Consider the following 19608-nt stretch of genomic DNA (forward strand, 5'->3'; position numbering starts at 1 on the left):
TCAACCGGCCTGGGCCCCTGCAACAGGTAGTCCCAGCCCAGGAAGAAGATCAGGTCCTGGCCGATCAGCGCCGGAGACGTCGGCCTCGGCCACCTGGCGGACCGGCGCTGGGACGATCATGAGGCAGATCGTGGCCACCGTGAGCACGCCCACCGCGGTGGTGGTCAGATCGTCGGCGACCGGCCGCCGCCCGGCCGGTCCGCCGCCGTGGTAGCCGTGGGCGACCGAGCGGGCCTCGTGCAGGGCCGTGCGGGCGGTCTGCAGCCCGGCGTCCAGCCGCTCGCGCGCCGATTCCGGCTCGGCCGCCCTGCCGATCGCCTCGCCGCTCCGCACGATCTCCCGCAGGCTGGTGCCGATCCGGCCGTGCAGCCGCTCGGCGAAGGCCAGCCGCTCCCGGGCGACCTCGGCGGCCGCCGGGTCGTCGCGCGTGTTGTGCAGGTCGGCCACCAGGTCGGCCAGCCGCGCCACCCCGTACAGCGCGATCCCGACGAAGGCCGCGTGCCCGGCCGCCAGATAGAAGGCCTCCCACGCCGTCGGCCGTACCGACAGGCCGGAGAGGAACTGGAGCACGACGACGAGGCTGACCCCCGTCCATGCCAGTGCAGGTGGTCTGACCAGCAGCAGCACCGCCGCCGCGACGCCCTTGCGCCACCCCGGAGCGTCGGAGTCGGTGATGCCGATGAACCCGCCGAACGAGAAGCCGACGCTCACCACGACGGCGACCAGCCGCGCAAGCTGGAAGGCCGCCCCGGACGCCGAGGAGCCCGAACCCATCTGGCCGTTCGCGAGCCGGCTCATGGCCGCCATCGTCCCGCATGGCGGGCGTCATAGGGTGCGGCTTCCCATACCGGCCAACCCTTGGGCGGAGGCGTTCACCCAGTCGACGCTGTACGCCACCGCCTCCACGCACGGCCTGGTGAGCATCGCCGCTTCGGTGGCCGGTGTGCCGGCGATCTCGGCGGGATGATCAGGCGGCCGAACCGGTCGCCGCGTCGAGGTTCCGGGTCACGTTCTGCAGGGTCCGGCGGAGCTGGGCCAGCTCGTGCGTGGTCAGGCCGGTCGAGTCGAGCATCCGCCGGGGGACCTCCACGGCCCGGTCGCGGAGTCCGTTGCCCTCCTCGGTCAGGTGCACCGACACCGAACGCTCGTCCTCGCGGCCTCGGCGGCGCTCCACGAGACCGGCGCTCTCCAGTCGCTTGATGAGCGGCGACAGCGTCCCGGAGTCGAGGCGGAGGCGTTCACCGAGCTGTTTCACCGTGAGGCCGTCGGCCTCCCAGAGAGCCAGCATGGCCAGGTACTGGGGGTAGGTCAGCCCGAGCTCCCGCAGCCGTATCCGGTAGAGCGCGTCGAACGCCCGTGAGGTCGCGTGCAGCGCGAAGCAGACCTGCGTGTCCAGCTTCAGCAGCTCGTCGTCGGCCATGCCCGTCATCCCCCCATCCTACGTTCGTGCCGATCGAGTCGGCCGCGATCAACGTGCGCGGTCGTTCGCGAGCCGTTCGGCGACGATCGGAATGATGATCGCCGCGGCGATGAGGTGCGCGAGGCAGAGCATCAGCTTCGTCGACACCGCGGTGTCGCCCGCGGCAAGCGGGCCGGCCAGCGAGAGCACGGCGAGCGGGACGGTGACGCGGACGAACGTCCGGGACGGGCGGGAGGCGTGGCGGGCGAGGAGCATCGCGATCACGACGCCCCAGAACGTGGAGATGAGGGTGCCCATCGCGAACATGCCGACGGTGATCGGCTCGGCCTCGGCGGCGCCGATGCTCCCGGCCTCCATCGGGACGCCGGCCGCGCCGGCGACCAGCCCGTACACCTCGGTCACGACGCTCGCCGCCACCCCCGCGGCGGCGCCGACCAGCCAGAGCGGACGGTTGAGGAGGGCGGCGGAGTGGGTGATGTCCATGGGGTCGCTCCCTTCAAAGCGGTGGTGCCTTTGAAAGGACGTCGAAGCGACCACGGCGATTTCGACATGGCGCGTCCACCGGTTTCGGCGGAGCGGCAGTGCTCCCCGTGCGGGCGGGGAGCACTGCCCGGGCGACCGGGGCCGCCCCTCAGTCCTTGCCGACGTCCGAGCGGATCGCGTCGATGCGGTTCTGCCGGGCGTCCGCCCGGAGCAGGTAACCGTCCCGCATGTTGTGGACGTCCGCTTTCGTGACGGCAGCGACGTAACGGCCGTGGGACGCGTAGAGCGAGTCGAGCTGCGCCTTGCCGAACGGGACGTGGGTGCCGAACAGGAAGCAGAACGTCTCGCCGGAGTTGTCCCCGGTGTTGAGAGCCGTGGGGGCCTCCACCTGGGACAGGCGGATCCCACCCTTGGCCAGTCCCAGCGAGTCGCGGACCTTGCTGCCGTCCGGGTTGAACTGGAGCGGTGGCGCGGACGGCGGCGGCACGTCCCGCTTGGTCCACCGCACCAGGTGGGCGTACGCCGTGGCGATCACGTGGTGCAGCGGGACACGGCTGAACGGCGGCCGGTCGCACTGGTAGGTGGGGGCGGCACCGAGGTCGCGGGTCAGGATCGGCTGCCGGTACCGCTGCCCGTGCCAGCCGGAGTGCGCGGCTCCCGCGACCTCCCAGCGGCGGAACGTCTCCGTGTCCGGTGGCCGGGCGGGCGAGCGGACGTCGGTCTCCGAAAGGACCTGGAACACCGGCTCGGGACCGCGCCGGCTCGGGGCGGTGCCGACGATGAACCCGTACCCGTCGAAGACCTTCTCGGTCTGGGGAAGGACCGCGTCGTAGTACGTGGTCATCCGGAACGCCGACTGTGAGGCGCCCACACCCAGCAGCGTGTCCGCCTTCAGCCCGCCCAGCGGCGCCGAGGCTCCGCGTTCGCGCAGCGTCTTGGCCACCTGCGCGAAGATGTCGTAGGACAGCTCGTCACCGGTGAACCGTCCACCGCCGGTGACGTCCAGGTCGCCGTAGCGGGCCGGGCTCCACTCGACGAGGTGTTCCACACCGACCCGCTGCGCGGAAATGCCCGCCCAGACGTACCCGTCCCGGATGATCTGTTCGCTGCTCCAGAGGGCGTCCAGGTCGTATCCGGCCGTGACGTTCTGCCATTCGGCGACCACCGTGCCGTTGAACCGGTGGGGCCTGGCCGGTCTCCGGACGATGACACGCGTCTTGTACGGGACGCCGGTCGCGAGCCGTTCCCCGGTGGCGCTGTACGCGCTGGCCTCGCCGGAAACGAAGAATTCCTGTTCCACGTACCCGTGCGAGGCCAGGTCGACGTTCGTGGCCATCCACGGATAGGTGTCCTCGACGTCCGGGGACGACGGGTCGCCGGGCGGCGCACCCGGTATCGGGCCCTCCACGGCGGGGGCGCCCTGCGCCTGAGCGGTCCCGGGGGCGGTGGCGAGCCCGACGGCGACCAGCGCCGCGACCAGCAGCCGGGTGACTGGCGAGTACCTCACTTCGTTCCCTCCACGGGACGGCAGGTGACGGAGTCGGTTCATGATCTCCGCACCCCCCGGTGCCCGCATCGGCAGAATCACCGGCCACCACTTCGCTCCGGCGGCGAGGACGCGGCCGAAGGTGAGGGTGGGGTGACGAGCATGCCGCCGCAGAAACTGTTCCCGCAGGCGGCGGCCCGCATATGGCCGCCTCTTTCCGGTCGGGGGGATGGGCACCCGCCGGGTCAGCGGTCGCAGCTCGCGCTTGAGCCCCTGCGGCGTGCCGCCTCTCTTCTCAGCAGCCAAGAGTGCGGCACGTCGCAGGGCCCCGGCTCGGAGCACCACGGTCGGGTGCTCGTGTGCCGGTCACGCCTTGCGGAGCCGACCGCGAACTGCGGACCGGCTCAGCGGCCCGCCAGCCCCCCGAGGATCGGGGACGTGAGGTGTCCGACAATGTCGGTGATGGGATCGAGCGGGCCGTCCGGGCGCGACCGCCCGTCCGGCCGCGGCTCGGGCGACTCCTGCTCGGGCGGGGGCGTCTCCTGACGCGAGGCCGGCGGGGTGGGGGAGGACGTGGACGGGGTGTCGTGCTCAGGGGGCGTCGCCGGGGCGATCGCACCGCCGCCCGAACGCGCGGGCTCCTCGGGGGCGGGGACCCGCTCCTCAGTCGTCGGCGTCGGGGCCGGGGTCGGGGTCGCGTCGTTCCGCCCGGCGTCCGGACTCTCAGAGGCGCCCGGCTCGTCGGTGATGCCGCCCGCCGGGACGGGCCCGGGACGGGTGTTGCTTTCGTGCGGCCCCAGGGCGCTCATCGTGCCGCTATCGGCGGACGGCCACGTCATCATCAGACCGGCCGCGACCGTGGCGGCCAACCCGGTCACGCCGCCGACGCCCTTGAGGGCGGCCCTGCGGCGGGCGCGTTTCCGTTCCGGGGCGGCGGTGTCGGGACCGGAGCCGATCACCACGAGCGGGCCGGCCGGGGCGGCGTGCTCCGCCGGTGCGCGGCCGAACTCATCGCTGTCGCGGTCGGCGGCGGCCAGCACCTGGTCGCGCAGCGGGGCGGGCGCCCAGGTGGAGGCGCGGCGGGCCAGCAGGTGCGGGAGCCGCCCCTTTTCGAACGCCGCGATGACGTCCATGTGCTTTCCGGGGTCGGCGGTTCCGCGTATGAGGACGTCGAGGACGAAGCGTTCCAGCGCGCCGCGCGCCTCGTACAGGAGCTCGCGCACGCTGTCCGGCGAGATGCGCAGGACGCCGGCGATGTCGCGGACCTCCAGCCACTTACCCGCGGACAGCAGCAGGACCTCACGGTGGCGGGCGGACATGTTGCCGATCCCGTCCAGCAGCGGGTCGATGGCCGCCTGAACGAAGACGGGACGGCCATGGCCGCCGAACGCCCCGCGCTCGGCGCAGACCGCGCGGGCCACTTGATGCAGCCACAGCACCGTCTCACCGCGCGGCGGGTGCCGCACCGCCCTGGTGAGCGTGTCTCTGAGAGCGTCGGCCGCACCATGGTCGCCCAGCAGCGACCAGCAGTGCGCATATAGACGGTGTGCGTGGGCGTCGTAGAGGGTTTCCAGGTCTCCGTGCATGTGACCTCCTCGTGAGGTGGCCGTGGGAGCAACCGTTTCAGGAGCGGACCAGAGGGGCAGACCGCCCGAAACCCGCTTGGGCACGGGACTCTAGTGCACAGTGCGGACGGATGAGAAGCGAATGGTGCCTGAGCGTAGCGATACGCCTATGGAAAAGGGTCACCGGTTGCGATTCCCCACGGGGCGACCCGGCCGTCCTCGTCCAGGGACGGGCTGGCGACGCCGGTGGTGAGGGCGTCTTCCACGTCGAGGCCGGTGGAGAAACCGCGGTCGCCCGCGCCGGCGGATTCGAACCGCTGCTGGCCTGCGACCTGATGCTGATAGCCGACACGGCGTGGATCGCCGACGCGCACGCCGACGTCCCCGAGATCGAGAGGTTCGTCGCCTACGTCGCGCCACCGGACTCCGACGGGCGGGAAGGCTTCCGCGCCTGCCGCGAGAACCGCCCGCCACCTGGCCCTGACGCCCTCCAGGTCAACGAGCTCGGCTTTCGTCGTAGGCGGGGCGGATGTAGCGCAGGTGGTCGCGCATGGCCGCGCTGGCCGCCTCGCCGTCGCCCGCTTCGAGCAGCGTGATGATCTTCCCGTGCTGGTCGTCGACCTGTGCCCAGAACTCGGTGGGCTCGTCGGCGTTCAGGAACCGGCTCCGCAGGACGTGGAAGACCGGCTGCGTCATCATCGTGAGCAGCCCGTTCCCGGTCGCCTCCATGATGATCCCGTGGAAGTGCCGGTGCTCCTGGAACTTCATGCTCCGGCCCCGGGAGCGCTTCTCGCGCTCCATCGCGGCGTGCAGGGCGTCGAGGTGCTTCTGCTCGCGGCGCTCGGCGGCGAGGGCGGTGGCGGGCACCTCCAGCATCTCGCGGGCTTCGAGGATGGCCGCCAGCGGCAGCGCCGCCGAGCCCGACATCAGCCCGATCCCGGCCTCCAGGAAGTCGCTGATCTGGTCGGGTTCGATGTGCGAGACGAACGTGCCGCCGGTGGTGCCGCGGACCGTCTTGACCAGGCCCTGGGAGGCCAGCACGCGCAGCGCCTCGCGGACCGTGCTGCGGCTCACCCCGAAGTTGCCGCCGATCTCGCCCTCCGGCGGAAGGCGGTCGCCCGGGGCGAGCGAGCCGTCCAGGATCAGCTCCCGCAGCTGGTCGGCGACCTGCTGGTAGGCAGGACGCAGCCGGCTGACCGGCAGTGCGGTCGCCGCCCCCGTGCCGGAGCGGCCGCCGGAGGTGTTGTCTTTGGTGCTGGACACGTCGCCGTCCCCCTGGTCGGGCCTTCGAGGTGCTGGATCATTGAGTCGGGAACTCCGCGCCACCGGGACTCACAGCACGGTCGAGCATACATCGGACATCATGCTCGTCCGGGTGGTACACGCGGCGGGGACGCTCGGGCCGGAGGTGCCTGTCCTGCCGGTACCGGCCTTGCCAGGTGGCCCGGAGTAAACCTCGGACACCGTGGTGAACACTTCCCGGCAGGCCGGTGACGGCGCGTGGGTGCCGCCCTTCGCGGTGCACTCCGATAGCCTTGTAACGGAAAAAGGCAATACATCAGACTTTACAGCGGCGAGGCTTGCGACGGCACGTGGCGACAGTCAGGCGTACGACTCGCTTAATTGAATGATTCAAGAAAAGCGGCTATGGTCTGGCCATGCCGACCATCGATGCCGCCGCTCTCCTGCGGGGCGCTTCACTGCGGGTGACCCGCCCGAGGGTCGCCGTGCTGGCGATGGTCGCGGAGAACCCCCATGCGGACACCGACACCATCGCGACGGCCGTCCGCCGCGAACTGGGTTCGGTGTCCACACAGGCGGTGTACGGCGTCCTGCACGCGCTCACCGGCGCGGGTCTGGTACGCCGCATCGAACCGGCCGGCTCGCCCGCCCGGTTCGAGACCCGTGTGGGAGACAACCACCACCACCTTGTGTGCCGGACCTGCGGCGCCATCGAGGACGTCGGCTGCGCGGTCGGCGAGGCGCCCTGCCTCGACGCCGAGGACCCGCGCGGATTCGTCCTCGACGAGGCCGAGGTGACCTACTGGGGAACCTGTCCCGGCTGCCTGGCACGCGACGAATGAGCCCCGAGCAAATCACTGAGGAGCGAGCTTTGCCTGAGAACAACCAGAAACCACTGACGACGGTCGCCGGCGCACCGGTCCCCGACAACCAGAACTCCGTGACCGCCGGTCCCCGCGGCCCGATGCTCCTGCAGGACGTGTGGTTCCTGGAGAAGCTCGCCCACTTCGACCGGGAGGTCATCCCAGAGCGCCGGATGCACGCGAAGGGGTCGGGCGCGTTCGGCACCTTCACGGTGACCAACGACATCACCCGGTACACCAACGCCAAGATCTTCTCCGAGGTCGGCAAGAAGACCGACATGTTCGCCCGCTTCTCCACCGTCGCCGGTGAGCGCGGCGCGGCCGACGCCGAGCGCGACATCCGCGGCTTCGCGCTGAAGTTCTACACCGACGAGGGCAACTGGGACCTCGTCGGCAACAACACCCCGGTGTTCTTCTTCCGCGACCCGCTGAAGTTCCCCGACCTCAACCACGCCGTGAAGCGCGACCCGCGCACCAACATGCGCGACCCCGAGAACAACTGGGACTTCTGGACGCATCTGCCCGAGGCGCTGCACCAGGTCACGATCGTGATGTCGGACCGCGGCATCCCGGCGTCGCTCCGCCACATGCACGGCTTCGGATCGCACACCTACAGCTTCGTCAACGCCGAGGGCGAGCGGTTCTGGGTGAAGTTCCACCACCGCACCCAGCAGGGCGTCAAGAACCTCACCGACGCCGAGGCCGAGGCGCTGATCGGCAAGGACCGCGAGTCCCACCAGCGCGACCTCTTCGAGTCGATCGAGAACGGCGACTTCCCGAAGTGGAAGCTGTGCGTCCAGATCATGCCGGAGGCCGACGCCGAGACCTACCGGTACCACCCCTTCGACCTCACCAAGGTCTGGTCGAAGAAGGACTACCCGCTGATCGAGGTCGGCGAGTGGGAACTGAACCGCAACCCGGACAACTACTTCGCGGACGTGGAGCAGGCCGCCTTCACCCCCGCCAACGTGGTCCCGGGCATCGGTTTCTCGCCCGACAAGATGCTGCAGGGCCGGCTGTTCTCCTACGGTGACGCCCAGCGGTACCGCCTGGGCGTGAACCACCACCAGATCCCGGTCAACCAGCCGAGGAGCCCGGTGAACTCCTACCACCGCGATGGCGCCATGCGCGTCGACGGTAACCAGGGCGCCGCACCGGGCATCGAGCCGAACTCCTACGGCCGCTGGCAGGAGCAGCCCTCCTACCGCGAGCCGAGCCAGGCCGTGGGCGCCGTCGCCGACCGGTTCGACTTCCGCGAGGACGACGACAACTACTTCGAGCAGCCCGGCATCCTGTTCCGCAACATGAGCCCCGAGCAGCAGCAGGTTCTCTTCGAGAACACCGCACGAGCGATCGACGGCGCTTCGCAGGCGACCGTCGAGCGGCACATCGCCAACTGCACCCAGGCCGACCCCGCCTACGGCGAGGGCGTCCGCAAGGCGATCGAGGCGCTGGCCGCCGGCCGGCTCTGAGCCCGGCTCCGTCCCCGGCGTGGTGCGCGATCACGTGCACCGCGCCGGGCATGGACAGGGCAGGAGGATCTACTCATGAGCGACGCTGCACTGACTCCTGAACAGACCGAGCGCGTCATGGCGATTGCCATGGACCTCGCCCGGGAAGGCGATACCGGGCAGCTGACCGAGTTCATCGACCACGGGCTCCCGGTCGACGTGGCCGACCGGAACGCGAACACGCTGCTCATGCTCGCGGCCTACCACGGACACACCGAGACGGTGCGCGCCCTGCTCGCCCGCGGCGCGGACCCGGATCTGCGCAACGCCCGCGACCAGGCGCCCATCGCGGGTGCCATGTTCAAGGGCGCGGACGAGGTCGTGACCGTCCTCCGCGAGGCCGGCGCGGATCTCGACGCGGGCACACCGAGCGCACGGGCCACCGCGGCCATGTTCGGACGGCAGCACTTGCTGACCGACTGAACCGCGGAGACGTCCCGCCCGGTGTCCCCTCCCGGGCGGCCGTGGCCCGAAAGGGCTCGGCACCTCTCTCTACTTTACCTTCCAGAAGGTAAAGTAGCCGCCGTGGAGATGAACGCGCGACAACGCATCCTGGACGGCGCGCTGGAACTCCTGCGCGCCGAAGGCGGCGGGAAGATCACCCTGGACGCCGCCGCCCGCCAGGCCGGCGTGACCAAACCAGGGCTGATGTACCACTTCGCCACCAAGGACGCCTTGATGCTCGGCGTGGTCGAGTACGCCGCCGACCGGTGGGAACGGCGTCTGCTGGACTACCTGGGGCAGCCGCTCGAGACCGCCGCACCGCACCAGCGGATCCGCGCCTACGTGCGGGTGTCCCTGACCGAGGAGTTCGACCGCGCCGATTTCGCGATCTTCGCCGACGCCCTGTACCGCGACGCGCTCGGCGCCGCCTGGGTACGGCGTTTCGATCCCTGGCTCGCGCTGCCCGACGACCTGCCCGAGGCGGAACGGGGCCGGCTCACCGCCGCGCGCCTGCTGGCCGACGGCTACTGGACCGCCGCAGCCACCGGCGTCTTCCCCGTCCCCGAACGCGACCGCGCCCAGATCCTCGCGGTCGCCGACCACCTACTGAACGACGAGGCGTCCCGATGAAGAAGTGGGTGCCGCTGCTGGCGGCGATCCTGCTGGAGGTGACCGCCACGCTGTCGCTGCGCGCGGCGGTGGACCATCCCGCCTGGTACGCACTGGTGGCCGTCGGCTACATCGCCTCGTTCGTCGCGCTCAGCGTCGCGCTGAGGGCCGGCCTGGGCATCGGCGTGGCCTACGGCATCTGGGCCGCCACCGGCGTCGTGCTGACCGCGGTGCTCGCCGCCGTCATCTTCGGCGACGCGCTCACGGGCACCATGGGCGTCGGCATCGCCCTGGTCATCGCCGGGGTCCTGTGCGTGGAACTGGGCTCCCAAAGCGCCCGACGCCACGAGGAGGAGTCCCCCGCATGATCTGGCTGATGCTCATCGGCGCGATCCTCAGCGAAGTCGCGGGCACCCTGGCGCTGCGGATGGCCTCCCAGCCCGGCGGGAACAAGGCCTGGATGGTGGCCGTGGTCACCGGCTACCTGGCCGCCTTCACCTTCCTGACGCTCGCCCTGTACGACGGCCTGGGCATCGGCGTGGCCTACGGCATCTGGGCCGCCACCGGCGTCGCCCTGACCGCCATCGCCTCACGCGTGCTCTTCAAAGAGGCCCTGACCAAGGTGATGGGCCTGGGCATCGTCCTGATCGCCGCCGGCGTCCTGTTCATCGAACTCGGCGCCACCCACTAGACCCACCTCCGCGCGCGAGGCGATCGCGGGCCTCCACGTTTCAGTTCACTCGGCATCGCCTTTCGTCGAGCTGGCATTGCGCTAGGCGAGCGAGCGTTCGCCAAGAGTTTCGAGGCGGGCAGCGGCCGCCCGCGGACCGACCGTCGGTCCGACTACGCCCTGCTGATCTACACCGAACCCCGCCAAGCGGCCGCCCTCTGGGCGGCGGGGTGCTCGGTGGGACGTCTGCAGGTTGTCGTGGGTTTTGGAATTCGGGCGTGCATAAAGTGCAGACCTTTGACGCTCGGTATCCCGCGCGGCTGGTACGCCTACGACTACGGCGAACTCGACTACGACCTCAGGTTCGACGTCGAGTTCACCGAACGCTGGGCGGCGGAGGCGGACGCCCGCGGCACGCAGGCACGCCGCACCCGCTACGACGGCTTCCCCATCGACACCGGCCTGATCGTGGCCTCCGCGCTCCTCGACCCGGACCGCGCGCTGCGCTTCTCCCAGGTGTCGTGCAACCTCTACGCCGACGCGGCGACCCTGGCCGAGGTCGGCGCCGCCGGCGCCGCCGCCGCCCGCGAGGCCGGGGTACGGGCCGCCGTGGTCGCGGTGTCGGGCCTGTCGTCCGGCCTGATCCAGAAGTGGATCGAACCGGCGGAGGACCACATCGCCGAGCCGTCCCACGACCGCTGGAACAACCGGATGCTGGGCCTGCTCACCGAAGGCCGGATGGACGAGGTACTGGCCGCCCGGGACGACTTCGCCCGGCAGGCCCAGGCCGACAGCCAGTTCCGGGCACTGGCCTTCCTGAACGGCACCGGCGCCGCCCGGGGACCGGCCCGCCGGCACGCCTACGGGCCGCTGTGGGGGACCGGCGGAGCCGTCCTGTCCTGGAACCTGCCATGACCCGCCGGCACGAGCCCGCGTCCCTACCCGACAACCGTGAGGAGCACACATGCGCAACGTCGCAGCGGGATTCATCGAGGCCGAGGGCTTCGTCCCGATCTTCGACGCCGTCGACGCGATGGTGAAGGCCACCGAGGTCGAGGTGACCGGCGTCGTCCGGCTGGGCGGCGGCATCGTCGCCGTCGCGGTGCGCGGCGACCTGGCCACCGTCGAGGAGGCGGTGGACGTGGGCGAGGAGGTCGCCCGCGCCAAGACCGGCCGCAGCGTCAAGTCCATCGTGTTCGCCAGCCCCTGCGAGGCGGTCCGGGCGCTCAACGCCGAGCCGCGCCTGCTGGGCAACTAGCCGCACGAGACGAACGAGTCGAAGGGAGAACACCCGATGTCCACCGAGATCGCGATCGGCATCGTCGAGACCCGCGGCGTGGTCGCCCTGTCCGCCGGGGTCGAGGCGATGATCAAGACCGCCGATGTGCAGTGCGTCGCGATCGAGCGGGTCACCAGCGGCTACCTGGCCGCCGCCGTGCGCGGCAGCCTGGCCGCCGTCCGGCAGGCCGTCGCCTCCGGCGAGGCCGCGATCCAGCAGCACGGCGAACTGCGCAGCTCCCAGATCTACCCCAAGCCCGACCCGGCCACCGTCGCGCTGCTGGAGGCCCCCGAGGCCGCCCGCATCCGCGAGGTCATGGCCGCGCTGAAGGGCGGTGGCTGATGCTGCTGGCCGAGGTGGTCGGCAAGGTCTGGGCCGACCGCATCACGCCGCCGCTGCGCGGCCGCCGGCTGGTCCTCGTACGGGAGCGGCCGGACGGCCCCGAACGCGTCGCCGTGGACCTGCTGGACGTCGGCATCGGCAGCCTCGTGCTGGTCACCACGGACGAGGCCGCGGCCGCCGCCACCGGCGAGGCGACCTGCGACGCCGCCGTCGTCGGCCTCATGGCCGAACCGTCCACCGAATCCGCCTCCGAGCCGGCCCCGCACGACCCCGGCGCGCCGCATACGGAGGGCCGCGTCCACATGACCACCGCGGTGAACACGGGCCCGGCCCTCGACCCCGACCTGATCAGGGGACGCTCGCCCCGCGGCCCGGCCCGGCTGCCCAACTTCGTCGACGGCCGCTTCGTCCAGGACGGCCCCACGTTCGACAAGGCCAGCCCGGTCACCGGCGAGGTGATCTGGCAGGTGTCCCACGCCGGCGCCGACACGGTCGACGCCGCGGTCACCGCCGCACGCGCCGCCCTCCGGGGCCCGTGGGGACGGATGGACGAGCACCAGCGGGCCGCCATGCTGCGCCGCGTCGCCGACGAACTGGAACGGCGCTTCGACGACCTCGTCCTCGCCGAGGTCGCCGACACCGGCAAACCCGTCTCCCAGGCACGCACGCTCGACATCCCGCGAGGCGCGGGCAGCTTCCGCGCCTTCGCCGACATGATCACCGCCGCGCCGGGCGCGACGTACACCACCACGACGGCGTCCGGGGGACGGGCGCTGAACTACGAGGTCCGCAAACCCGTCGGCGTGGTCGCGGTGATCGTCCCCTGGAACCTGCCGCTGCTCCTGCTCACCTGGAAGGTCGCGCCCGCCCTCGCCTGCGGCGACACCGTCGTGGTCAAGCCGTCCGAGGAGACCCCGGCCAGCGCCACCGTCCTCGCCGAGGTCATGGCGGCCGCGGGTGTGCCCGACGGCGTGTTCAACCTCGTCCACGGGTTCGGGCCCGGCTCGGCGGGCGAGCACCTCACCCGCCATCCCGGCGTGGACGCGATCACCTTCACGGGCGAGTCCGCCACCGGCGCGTCGATCATGCACGCGGCGGCGGACGGGGTGAAGGCGGTCTCCTTCGAACTCGGCGGCAAGAACGCCGGACTGATCTTCGCCGACGCCGACCTGGACGCCGCCGTCGCCGGGGCCGCCCGCTCCTCGTTCACCAACGGCGGGCAGGTCTGCCTGTGCACCGAGCGTCTCTACGTGCAGCGCCCCGTCTACGACGAGTTCGTGGAACGGCTCGGCGAACGCGCCCGCGCACTCCGCGTCGGCTGGCCGGACGACCTCGACACGGCCATGATGCCGATGATCTCCGCGGGCCACCGCGCGAAGGTGCTGGGCCACTACCGGCTGGCACGCGACGAGGGCGCCGACGTCATCGCGGGCGGCGGCGTCCCGTCCTTCGGGGACGCCCGGGACGCCGGCGCCTACGTGCAGCCGACCGTCCTGACCGGCCTGCCGCCCGACGCCCGCACGAACCGTGAAGAGATCTTCGGCCCGGTCTGCCACATCGCCCCGTTCGACACCGAGGAAGAGGCGTTCGCCCTGGCCAACGACAGCTACGGCCTGGCCTCCACGGTGTGGACCCGGGACGTCAAACGCGCGCACCGGGCCGGAGCCCGGCTCGACACCGGCATCGTCTGGATCAACACCTGGTTCGTCCGGGACCTGCGCACCGCATTCGGCGGCGTCAAGGCGTCCGGGATCGGACGGGAAGGCGGCACGCACTCGCTGGCCTTCTACTCCGAACTGACCAACGTGTGCCTGGACCTCTCCGAGGGAGGGACATGACCGTCCTGGAGGACCTGGCCGAGCGGCTGGACAATGCCGCGCTGACCGCCACCGCGATCGAGCAGATCAGCGAGCGCACCGACCTGTCCGTGCATGACGCCTACCGTGTCCAGGACCTCTCCATCAGCCGCCGCCTGGACCGGGGCGAACGCCCGACCGGCATCAAGATGGGCTTCACCAGCCGCGAGAAGATGCGCCAGATGGGCATCGACGAAACGATCTGGGGACGCCTCACGGACGCCATGGAGATCACGGAAACCCTGGACCCGGACCGCCACATCCACCCCCGCGCCGAGCCGGAGATCGCCTTCCGCCTCTCCCGCACACCCGAACCGGACGAGCCGCCCGCCTCCCTCGCCAACGCCGTGGGGGCCGTCGCACCCGCAATCGAGATCATTGACTCCCGCTACGCGGACTTCCGCTTCAACCTGGCCGACGTCATCGCGGACAACGCCTCGTCCGCCGCCTATGTGCTGGGAGAGTGGCACGCCTGCACCGGCACGATCAACGGCCTGGACGTGACACTGACGGTCGACGGAAGGGTGGCGGAGTCGGGCTCGACCCCCGCGATCCTGGGCGACCCCCTGGCCGCCCTCGCGGCCGGAGCGCGGCTGGCCGCCCGATACGGCCGTCCCTTGGCCGCCGGAGACCTCGTCCTGGCCGGGGCCGCCACCGCCGCCGTGCCCCTGCGGGCGGGAACACTGGTCGAAGCCCGAGTCGAGGGACTGGGCTCGGCCCGCTTCCACGTGGCCGAGGACACGACGTGACAGCACCCGAACCCCCCGGCCTGATCGCGGGCAAGGCGACCCCGCGAGGACGCTTCCCCCATGTCCGCGTCACCGGTGACCTGATCTTCGTCTCCGGGACGAGCAGCCGCCGCCCCGACAACTCCATCGAGGGCGCCGAAGCCGACGAACTCGGCACGGCCAGGCTCGACATCCGCGCGCAGACCCACGCGGTGATCGCCAACATCCGCGACGTCCTCCAAGCCGCCGGCGCCGACCTGGCGGACCTCGTCCAGGTCACCGCCTACCTCGTCAACATGAACGACTTCGGCGGCTACAACGAGGTCTACGCCGAGTACTTCGACGAGACGGGCCCCACCCGCACGACAGTCGCAGTGCACCAACTCCCCCACCCCCACCTCCTCCTAGAAATCCAAGCAATCGCCGCCCTACCGTCATAGACCGGACCGAGCGGACGCTCAGGAGCGGCCCTGTTGACGACGGGTACCGGGACCGCTCGGCGATGACGCGGTCCGCAGCGGCCGACTCGCCGCGCTCAACCATCGAGGGCTTCGGCGTCCGGACGGTCTCGGGGCGGTTCGCAGGAGCCGCGCCGGACGAGTTGCGCGTCGACGCGGTAGGCGCGGCCGCAGATGTGGCGGTGGCCGAGGTCCAGCAGATGCCGGGTGGCCTCGTGGGCACCGTCGCGGTCGGCCGCGAGCACGGTCGGGGCGGCGCTCTCGGCGGCGCCGCGGATGAGGTTGACGACGGCGGTGGCGCTCGCCAGCAAGGCGTTGGAGGCGGCGGCGTTCGAACCGGTGCCGATCAGGATGAGGCCGTCCACGCCGTGCTCGCCCAGCGTCTTGAGGATGGTCCCAGCGGCCGGGGGACGTCGGTGTAGGGGCCGCATCGCGCGGCCGGACACGTCGACTGGGCCGGACTATGGCGCGGGGACGTTCCACGCGCTGATCACCGGGCGGTCGTGCTCGGTTCCCAGCGCCGACACGGTCCCGGTGTCCAGCGCGAACAGCCGTCCCCGTGCAGGCTCCAGGCCGAGCCACCGCGCCGTGAGCACCCGCAGGACGTGACCGTGCGCGACGAGCGCGACGTCACCCCCGGCCAGTTCCGGCCGGGCCCGCGCCAGGACGGCGTCCACCCGCCTCCCGACCTGCTCGACGCTCTCGCCGGGATGGTCGGCGTCACCGGGGATCACCCCGTCGTCCCACAGGAACCAGCCGGGCCGGTCCTCCCGGATCGCCGCCGTGGTGATCCCCTCGTAGCCGCCGTAGTCCCACTCCCACAGGTCGGGGTCCAGGTCGTCCGCCGGCAGCCCGGCCAGCTCGGCGGTCCGCCGCGCCCGCTCCGCGGGGCTGACGAGCGTCCGCGCGATCCGGCGCCCGCGCAGCGCGCCGCGCAACGCCCGCGCCTGCTCCTCACCCCGCCCGGTCAGCGGCAGATCGGTGCGCCCGGTATGCCGACGCGCCCGGCTCCATTCGGTCTCCCCATGCCGCACCAAGATCAACTCTCCCACGCCCCCAACCCTAGGGGCCGACCCCACTCCAAACTCGAGGCCGGTGGGACGAACGGAATGACGTGGGCTTCGTCGGCGGAGGTACTGAGGCCGCGGGCGAGGGCGGAGTTGGCGCGCAGGGCGTCGAGCCACCCTCGGCCGGCAAACTGGACAGCGCAGGGAGGACGGCCGGTTCGTGGGTGAGCACACAGTTCACGCCACCGCTGTGGGCCGCAGCGGCCGAATGCCCGCTTGCGTGAGGCGGCGGTCGAACGCGTTTGCAGCCGGGCATTACCTCCGGTCGCCATGCGTCGCGGGCGGGGCGACTAGGGTTCCGCCATGGCAGTCCCCGAGATCATCCCCATCGTCTACGACCCGGACTATCGGACCAGCATGATCGGCCGATACGCGGACGGCCAGTTCCTCGCTTCGATCACCTACGCCTTCCCAGAAGGACTCCGCCGCGGCGAAGGCTGGGAAGACGCCAAACGCCTCTACGCCGTACTCCATCGGTTCGACTTCGACGGCCACCACGTCGACTCCGACATCTGGTGTGCTGGAACATGGCGTGAACAGCAACAACGCCGCGACCAGGCAGCCTCTGTCCTCGCCCGGGCCGAAGCGCGCATGGCCGAACTTCTGAACGCTCTGCCCCGACGCGAGTACCAGGACATCGGGATCCGCCCGTTCCGGCTGACCGTCGACGACGTGCTGTTCGGTCTCGTTATCGAGCAGCACGGCGAGAACGAGGACGAAGACGACTGGGCCGAGCTCTATCCCGACCGCCTTGGATTTTGCGAGCCCTGGGACGGCGAGTACTCCACCTGACGGCCCGCGCCGAGACGTCGCCGCCCCTAAGAACAGGCCGCTGGATGCTTACTCAAGCCACCTGGGAAGGGGTTCGCGGGAGTCGAGCCATTCGGGTGGGATGCCGACGATTCCGGTTCTGGTGGCGATGATGCCGCCGGCGATGGCGGCGGTGGTGTCCATATCGCCGCCGGCCGTGACGCAGGCGCGGACGCCGGCCGGGTAGTCGTTGTGGTACCGGGTGGCCGCCCAGAGCGCGAACGGCACGGTGTCTTGGGCGGTGATGCGCGATCCGTTGCCCAGTACGCGTGCGGCTTGTTCCACTGTCGCTTTCTTGAGGTTGCGCGCTCGCTGGAGTCCCCGCCGGACGTAGGTTCCGGGGGTGTGATCGAGCGCTGCCTCGATCAAGGTTTCGGGGGTGCCGGTGGCGGCGAGGGAGGCGGTGACGGCGACCGCGACCGCGCCTGCGATGCCTTCGATGTGGGCGTGGGTGATCTCGGCTTGGAGGGCGGCCTGGTCGGCGGCGTGTGCCGGGTCACCGGTGAAGTAGGCGCCCAGCGGAGCGACGCGCATGGCGGCGCCGTTGCCGAAGGACCCGCTGCCGCCGAAGGACTCGGCCGAGGCGATCCGCCACGGGTGCCCGTCGCGGATGCGTTCGAGGAGTTCCAGGGCCCCGGCGCCGTAGCGGCGGCCTGTGTCCATGCGAGCGGCGAACGCGGCGGCGAGGGCGTCTTGGTCGATACGTCCGTGACGGTGCAGGCAGGCGACGACCGAGCAGGCCATCTCGGTGTCGTCGCTCCATTCCCACGGCGGCGGCGGAACGTCCATGGCGGTCAGATGGCGGTTGGCGTGCAGGAAGAACTGATCACCGAAGGCGTCACCGACCGACAGTCCCGCCAGGGACGCGTGCATCAGCGCGGTTCCTTGTTCAGGAGCCCCCGCGCGATCGCGGTGGCCGTCGTTCACGACATGGATCCCAACTAGCTTTGCTGTGGTGGCTGCCGACCCCGGCAGCCTACGCCGAATCAAAGACAGTCACGCTGGCCCGTGTCGCCGTGCTTCACCGTGACGATCGATAGGAGGGGCGTGCGGCAGGATGCCGATCTGGCTTGGTGTTGTGCCGCTCGGGCACTTGGTGAACCCGTCGAATCACGTCAGTGAACGGTCGGGTTGGGGGACCGGGTTGGTTGCCACGCATCTCGTGACGAGACCCTCCGCGGTCTGCAGCAGGCCGGGGATGACGATCGGCTGGAGGACCCGGAACAGGCGGGTCTCGGCTTCCTGCGCCGCGATGGTCTGCTGCCTGCGGTGTGCGCCGGCACGCCACTCGCGCCGCCACTCCATGTAGGCGCTGGAGATGTTCCGGACGGTCGCGATCAGATCGGGGACGTGGTCCTCGGCACCGGCCAGATGACACCAGGTCTTGATGTCGTCCTCGCTGGGAGTCTGCTTGCCGTGCTCGATCTTGGAGGCCTTGCTCTCACGCCAGCCGGCCAGCGTGGCCAGACGACGCTGGGCGAGCCGCCCGTCCTGACGCAGTTCGCGCAACCACAGGCCCAGGGCCTCGCGTGCCTGCTGGTGAGACGTGGAGATGATCGCCCGCTAGAGGCTCCGTAGGAACGCGTCCCGGCTGACCGAGGCGTCCCAGGCGATCCGTCGCCACGCCTTGTGCTGCTCGACGGTGCCGGGGTCTTCCAACAGTTGCGCGACTGTGAAGACGTCGTCCTCGTCGAAATGCAGGACGGCCACACGCTCATCGTAGAACAGCCACGCGTCCATGGGGGGTGTACCGGTAAGCCGAGCCCGGCGGCACGATCGCGGTCGAGATAGCGGATCTCCTCGCCCGCGACGAGGTTGCCCTGCGCCGACCACAGCGCGTACCGCGAGTAATCCCCTAGCGGGACGGTCACGACCCGGACACGAGAGAACGGGCGGCCCTCCCCGAAGGCTCGCCGGGTCATGTCGTACCAGGGACCGGAGCTGACCGATTCGTCCAGCTCCTGGCCACCGGCCATGAACCTTTCGAACGAAGGACGTTCGTCGGGCACGTTGTACCGGTCGCGTGTCTCTAGCCGGAAGGCGGAGCGCCGGACGGTCTGGAACAGCCTTCCGAGTTGGTCGCCGGTCAGCAGGTCGACCACCGATCAACCTCCTTGGTGGTGCTCCTGGTAGTGCTCGATCAGGTGCCGGACCAGGCCCGGATCGATCTCAACGAGCGTCTCGTCCACGGCCAGATCGCGGCCGTCGCCGAACGCCGAGCCATCGCTGACGACCTTGCCCTGAACCATGTAGGTGCTGCGGTCGGTGGCGTACATGGCCGGACAGGTGCCTTGGTTCGAGTCCGTACCGAGGAACCGTAGCCGCATGATCTCCCCTTCATCAGACGCTTGCCAAGGCGCTTGCTCCAGGACTCAGTTGCCGGACTTGCGGCGTCAAGGGTCGATCATGCCTGCCCCTGCGGTGCCTACCGTGTCGGTCGGGCGAACGCGGCCAGGCTGCGCCCGAGCCGGCGTCCTGGGCGTCGCGTACCGGGAGGGAGGCGGTGTGAGTACAGGACCGGGAAGGCACGCGCCTGCGGGAGCGGATGAGCGGGCGCACGTCGGAGGCGATGCAAGGCTGCCGAGAGCGGACGTAGAGGGAACATCCTCTTCCGGCTCCCCTCTGTGTCAAGGGGCCGTGCTGAGGGCGGTCGTAGGGTGGGTGGTGGCGGGTCCGGGAAGTGGCTTGTCCGAAGTGCCGGTATGGGGATGTGAGCGGGCCGCGCTGGAGTCTGTAGTCGCTCCCCGGTGTCCTCCCGGGCCCGTCGCCGCCTGG

General features: G+C 70.9%; 27 protein-coding genes and 1 pseudogene. 14 read left to right on the top strand and 14 right to left on the bottom strand.

All coding sequences use genetic code 11. From position 1 onward, the window contains the following. Positions 1–798 (bottom strand): hypothetical protein, encoded by a 798-nt coding sequence (locus ACTWPP_RS07685; protein WP_443103373.1) that lies wholly within the window; start codon positions 796–798, stop codon positions 1–3. On the opposite strand from ACTWPP_RS07685, the gene ACTWPP_RS07690 reads away from it, so the two are divergent. Further along, entirely contained in the window at positions 797–967 is a 171-nt protein-coding gene (locus ACTWPP_RS07690) for a hypothetical protein (protein WP_443103375.1), read from the top strand. The two genes, ACTWPP_RS07685 and ACTWPP_RS07690, sit on opposite strands and share 2 nt — an antisense overlap. Here the strand turns inward: ACTWPP_RS07690 and ACTWPP_RS07695 are convergent, their stop codons facing one another. The 6 genes from ACTWPP_RS07695 to ACTWPP_RS07720 all read right to left on the bottom strand — a co-directional run bounded on the left by ACTWPP_RS07695 (position 968) and on the right by ACTWPP_RS07720 (position 6217). Next, the gene (locus ACTWPP_RS07695) at positions 968–1429 is read right to left on the bottom strand and encodes a MarR family winged helix-turn-helix transcriptional regulator (RefSeq protein WP_443103376.1); all 462 of its coding nucleotides are present in this window, start codon (positions 1427–1429) and stop codon (positions 968–970) included. Between the two features lie 39 nt (positions 1430–1468). Further along, entirely contained in the window at positions 1469–1903 is a 435-nt protein-coding gene (locus ACTWPP_RS07700) for a DUF6069 family protein (protein WP_443103377.1), read from the bottom strand. 148 nt (positions 1904–2051) lie between these two features. Continuing rightward, positions 2052–3410, bottom strand: coding sequence for an alpha/beta hydrolase domain-containing protein (locus tag ACTWPP_RS07705; RefSeq protein WP_443103378.1), 1359 nt, complete (start codon positions 3408–3410; stop codon positions 2052–2054). Positions 3411–3793: 383 nt separating this feature from the next. Next, complete coding sequence (locus ACTWPP_RS07710; protein WP_443103379.1) at positions 3794–4975, bottom strand: RNA polymerase sigma factor; 1182 nt, start codon at positions 4973–4975, stop codon at positions 3794–3796. A 146-nt stretch (positions 4976–5121) separates the two neighbouring features. Then, the gene (locus tag ACTWPP_RS07715) at positions 5122–5328 is read right to left on the bottom strand and encodes a hypothetical protein (RefSeq protein WP_443103380.1); all 207 of its coding nucleotides are present in this window, start codon (positions 5326–5328) and stop codon (positions 5122–5124) included. A 121-nt stretch (positions 5329–5449) separates the two neighbouring features. After that, on the bottom strand, positions 5450–6217 hold the full coding sequence (locus ACTWPP_RS07720; protein WP_443103381.1) for a FadR/GntR family transcriptional regulator: 768 nt from the start codon (positions 6215–6217) through the stop codon (positions 5450–5452). Between the two features lie 395 nt (positions 6218–6612). Here ACTWPP_RS07720 and ACTWPP_RS07725 point away from each other — a divergent pair, with 395 nt between their 5' ends. From ACTWPP_RS07725 to ACTWPP_RS07780, 12 genes are all read left to right on the top strand, one after another. Continuing rightward, positions 6613–7038, top strand: a complete 426-nt coding sequence (locus tag ACTWPP_RS07725; protein WP_443103382.1) for a Fur family transcriptional regulator — start codon at positions 6613–6615, stop codon at positions 7036–7038. Further along, positions 7035–8531: a catalase gene (locus tag ACTWPP_RS07730; RefSeq protein WP_443103383.1), complete on the top strand. Its 1497-nt coding sequence runs from the start codon at positions 7035–7037 to the stop codon at positions 8529–8531. Before ACTWPP_RS07725 ends, ACTWPP_RS07730 begins: the two co-directional genes overlap by 4 nt. 75 nt (positions 8532–8606) lie before the next feature. Then, positions 8607–8993, top strand: a complete 387-nt coding sequence (locus ACTWPP_RS07735; RefSeq protein WP_443103384.1) for an ankyrin repeat domain-containing protein — start codon at positions 8607–8609, stop codon at positions 8991–8993. Between the two features lie 108 nt (positions 8994–9101). Next, on the top strand, positions 9102–9644 hold the full coding sequence (locus tag ACTWPP_RS07740) for a TetR/AcrR family transcriptional regulator (protein ID WP_443103385.1): 543 nt from the start codon (positions 9102–9104) through the stop codon (positions 9642–9644). After that, positions 9641–9991, top strand: a complete 351-nt coding sequence (locus tag ACTWPP_RS07745; RefSeq protein WP_443103386.1) for a DMT family transporter — start codon at positions 9641–9643, stop codon at positions 9989–9991. The genes ACTWPP_RS07740 and ACTWPP_RS07745 overlap by 4 nt, the downstream gene beginning before the upstream one ends. After that, a complete protein-coding gene (locus ACTWPP_RS07750; RefSeq protein ID WP_443103387.1) occupies positions 9988–10314 on the top strand; it encodes a DMT family transporter in 327 nt (108 codons plus the stop codon). Before ACTWPP_RS07745 ends, ACTWPP_RS07750 begins: the two co-directional genes overlap by 4 nt. Positions 10315–10590: 276 nt before the next feature. Further along, the gene (locus ACTWPP_RS07755) at positions 10591–11208 is read left to right on the top strand and encodes a hypothetical protein (protein WP_443103388.1); all 618 of its coding nucleotides are present in this window, start codon (positions 10591–10593) and stop codon (positions 11206–11208) included. A 49-nt stretch (positions 11209–11257) separates the two neighbouring features. Beyond that, positions 11258–11551, top strand: coding sequence for a BMC domain-containing protein (locus ACTWPP_RS07760; RefSeq protein ID WP_443103389.1), 294 nt, complete (start codon positions 11258–11260; stop codon positions 11549–11551). 36 nt (positions 11552–11587) lie between these two features. Beyond that, the gene (locus ACTWPP_RS07765) at positions 11588–11914 is read left to right on the top strand and encodes a BMC domain-containing protein (protein WP_443103390.1); all 327 of its coding nucleotides are present in this window, start codon (positions 11588–11590) and stop codon (positions 11912–11914) included. Beyond that, positions 11914–13752 carry a 2-hydroxymuconic semialdehyde dehydrogenase gene (locus ACTWPP_RS07770; protein ID WP_443103391.1) on the top strand — a complete coding sequence of 613 codons (1839 nt, stop codon included), beginning with the start codon at positions 11914–11916 and terminating at the stop codon, positions 13750–13752. The genes ACTWPP_RS07765 and ACTWPP_RS07770 overlap by 1 nt, the downstream gene beginning before the upstream one ends. Further along, complete coding sequence (locus ACTWPP_RS07775; RefSeq protein WP_443103392.1) at positions 13749–14519, top strand: 2-keto-4-pentenoate hydratase; 771 nt, start codon at positions 13749–13751, stop codon at positions 14517–14519. Before ACTWPP_RS07770 ends, ACTWPP_RS07775 begins: the two co-directional genes overlap by 4 nt. After that, positions 14516–14938, top strand: coding sequence for a RidA family protein (locus tag ACTWPP_RS07780; protein ID WP_443103393.1), 423 nt, complete (start codon positions 14516–14518; stop codon positions 14936–14938). Before ACTWPP_RS07775 ends, ACTWPP_RS07780 begins: the two co-directional genes overlap by 4 nt. Before the next feature lie 95 nt (positions 14939–15033). On the opposite strand, the gene ACTWPP_RS07785 is transcribed toward ACTWPP_RS07780, so the two are convergent. Further along, positions 15034–15387 (bottom strand): hypothetical protein, encoded by a 354-nt coding sequence (locus tag ACTWPP_RS07785; protein WP_443103394.1) that lies wholly within the window; start codon positions 15385–15387, stop codon positions 15034–15036. A gap of 30 nt (positions 15388–15417) precedes the next feature. After that, positions 15418–16008, bottom strand: coding sequence for a histidine phosphatase family protein (locus ACTWPP_RS07790; RefSeq protein WP_443103396.1), 591 nt, complete (start codon positions 16006–16008; stop codon positions 15418–15420). 318 nt (positions 16009–16326) lie between these two features. Between ACTWPP_RS07790 and ACTWPP_RS07795 the strand changes: the two genes are divergently transcribed. Next, positions 16327–16815 (top strand): hypothetical protein, encoded by a 489-nt coding sequence (locus ACTWPP_RS07795; protein ID WP_443103397.1) that lies wholly within the window; start codon positions 16327–16329, stop codon positions 16813–16815. 48 nt (positions 16816–16863) lie between these two features. Here the strand turns inward: ACTWPP_RS07795 and ACTWPP_RS07800 are convergent, their stop codons facing one another. The 5 genes and pseudogenes from ACTWPP_RS07800 to ACTWPP_RS07820 form a co-directional block, all read right to left on the bottom strand. Further along, positions 16864–17706 (bottom strand): ADP-ribosylglycohydrolase family protein, encoded by an 843-nt coding sequence (locus tag ACTWPP_RS07800; RefSeq protein ID WP_443103398.1) that lies wholly within the window; start codon positions 17704–17706, stop codon positions 16864–16866. 237 nt (positions 17707–17943) lie between these two features. Then, on the bottom strand, positions 17944–18390 hold the full coding sequence (locus ACTWPP_RS07805; RefSeq protein WP_443103434.1) for a helix-turn-helix domain-containing protein: 447 nt from the start codon (positions 18388–18390) through the stop codon (positions 17944–17946). A gap of 6 nt (positions 18391–18396) precedes the next feature. Beyond that, the gene (locus ACTWPP_RS07810) at positions 18397–18543 is read right to left on the bottom strand and encodes a DUF6879 family protein (protein ID WP_443103399.1); all 147 of its coding nucleotides are present in this window, start codon (positions 18541–18543) and stop codon (positions 18397–18399) included. Positions 18544–18566: 23 nt separating this feature from the next. After that, positions 18567–18935, bottom strand: a pseudogene (locus tag ACTWPP_RS07815) (DUF6879 family protein); the annotation flags it as partial. A 3-nt stretch (positions 18936–18938) separates the two neighbouring features. Then, entirely contained in the window at positions 18939–19160 is a 222-nt protein-coding gene (locus tag ACTWPP_RS07820; protein WP_443103400.1) for a hypothetical protein, read from the bottom strand. Between the last annotated feature and the right edge of the window lie 448 nt (positions 19161–19608).

The sequence above is a fragment of the Actinomadura sp. 3N407 genome, from assembly GCF_052245875.1.
Taxonomy (GTDB): domain Bacteria; phylum Actinomycetota; class Actinomycetes; order Streptosporangiales; family Streptosporangiaceae; genus Spirillospora.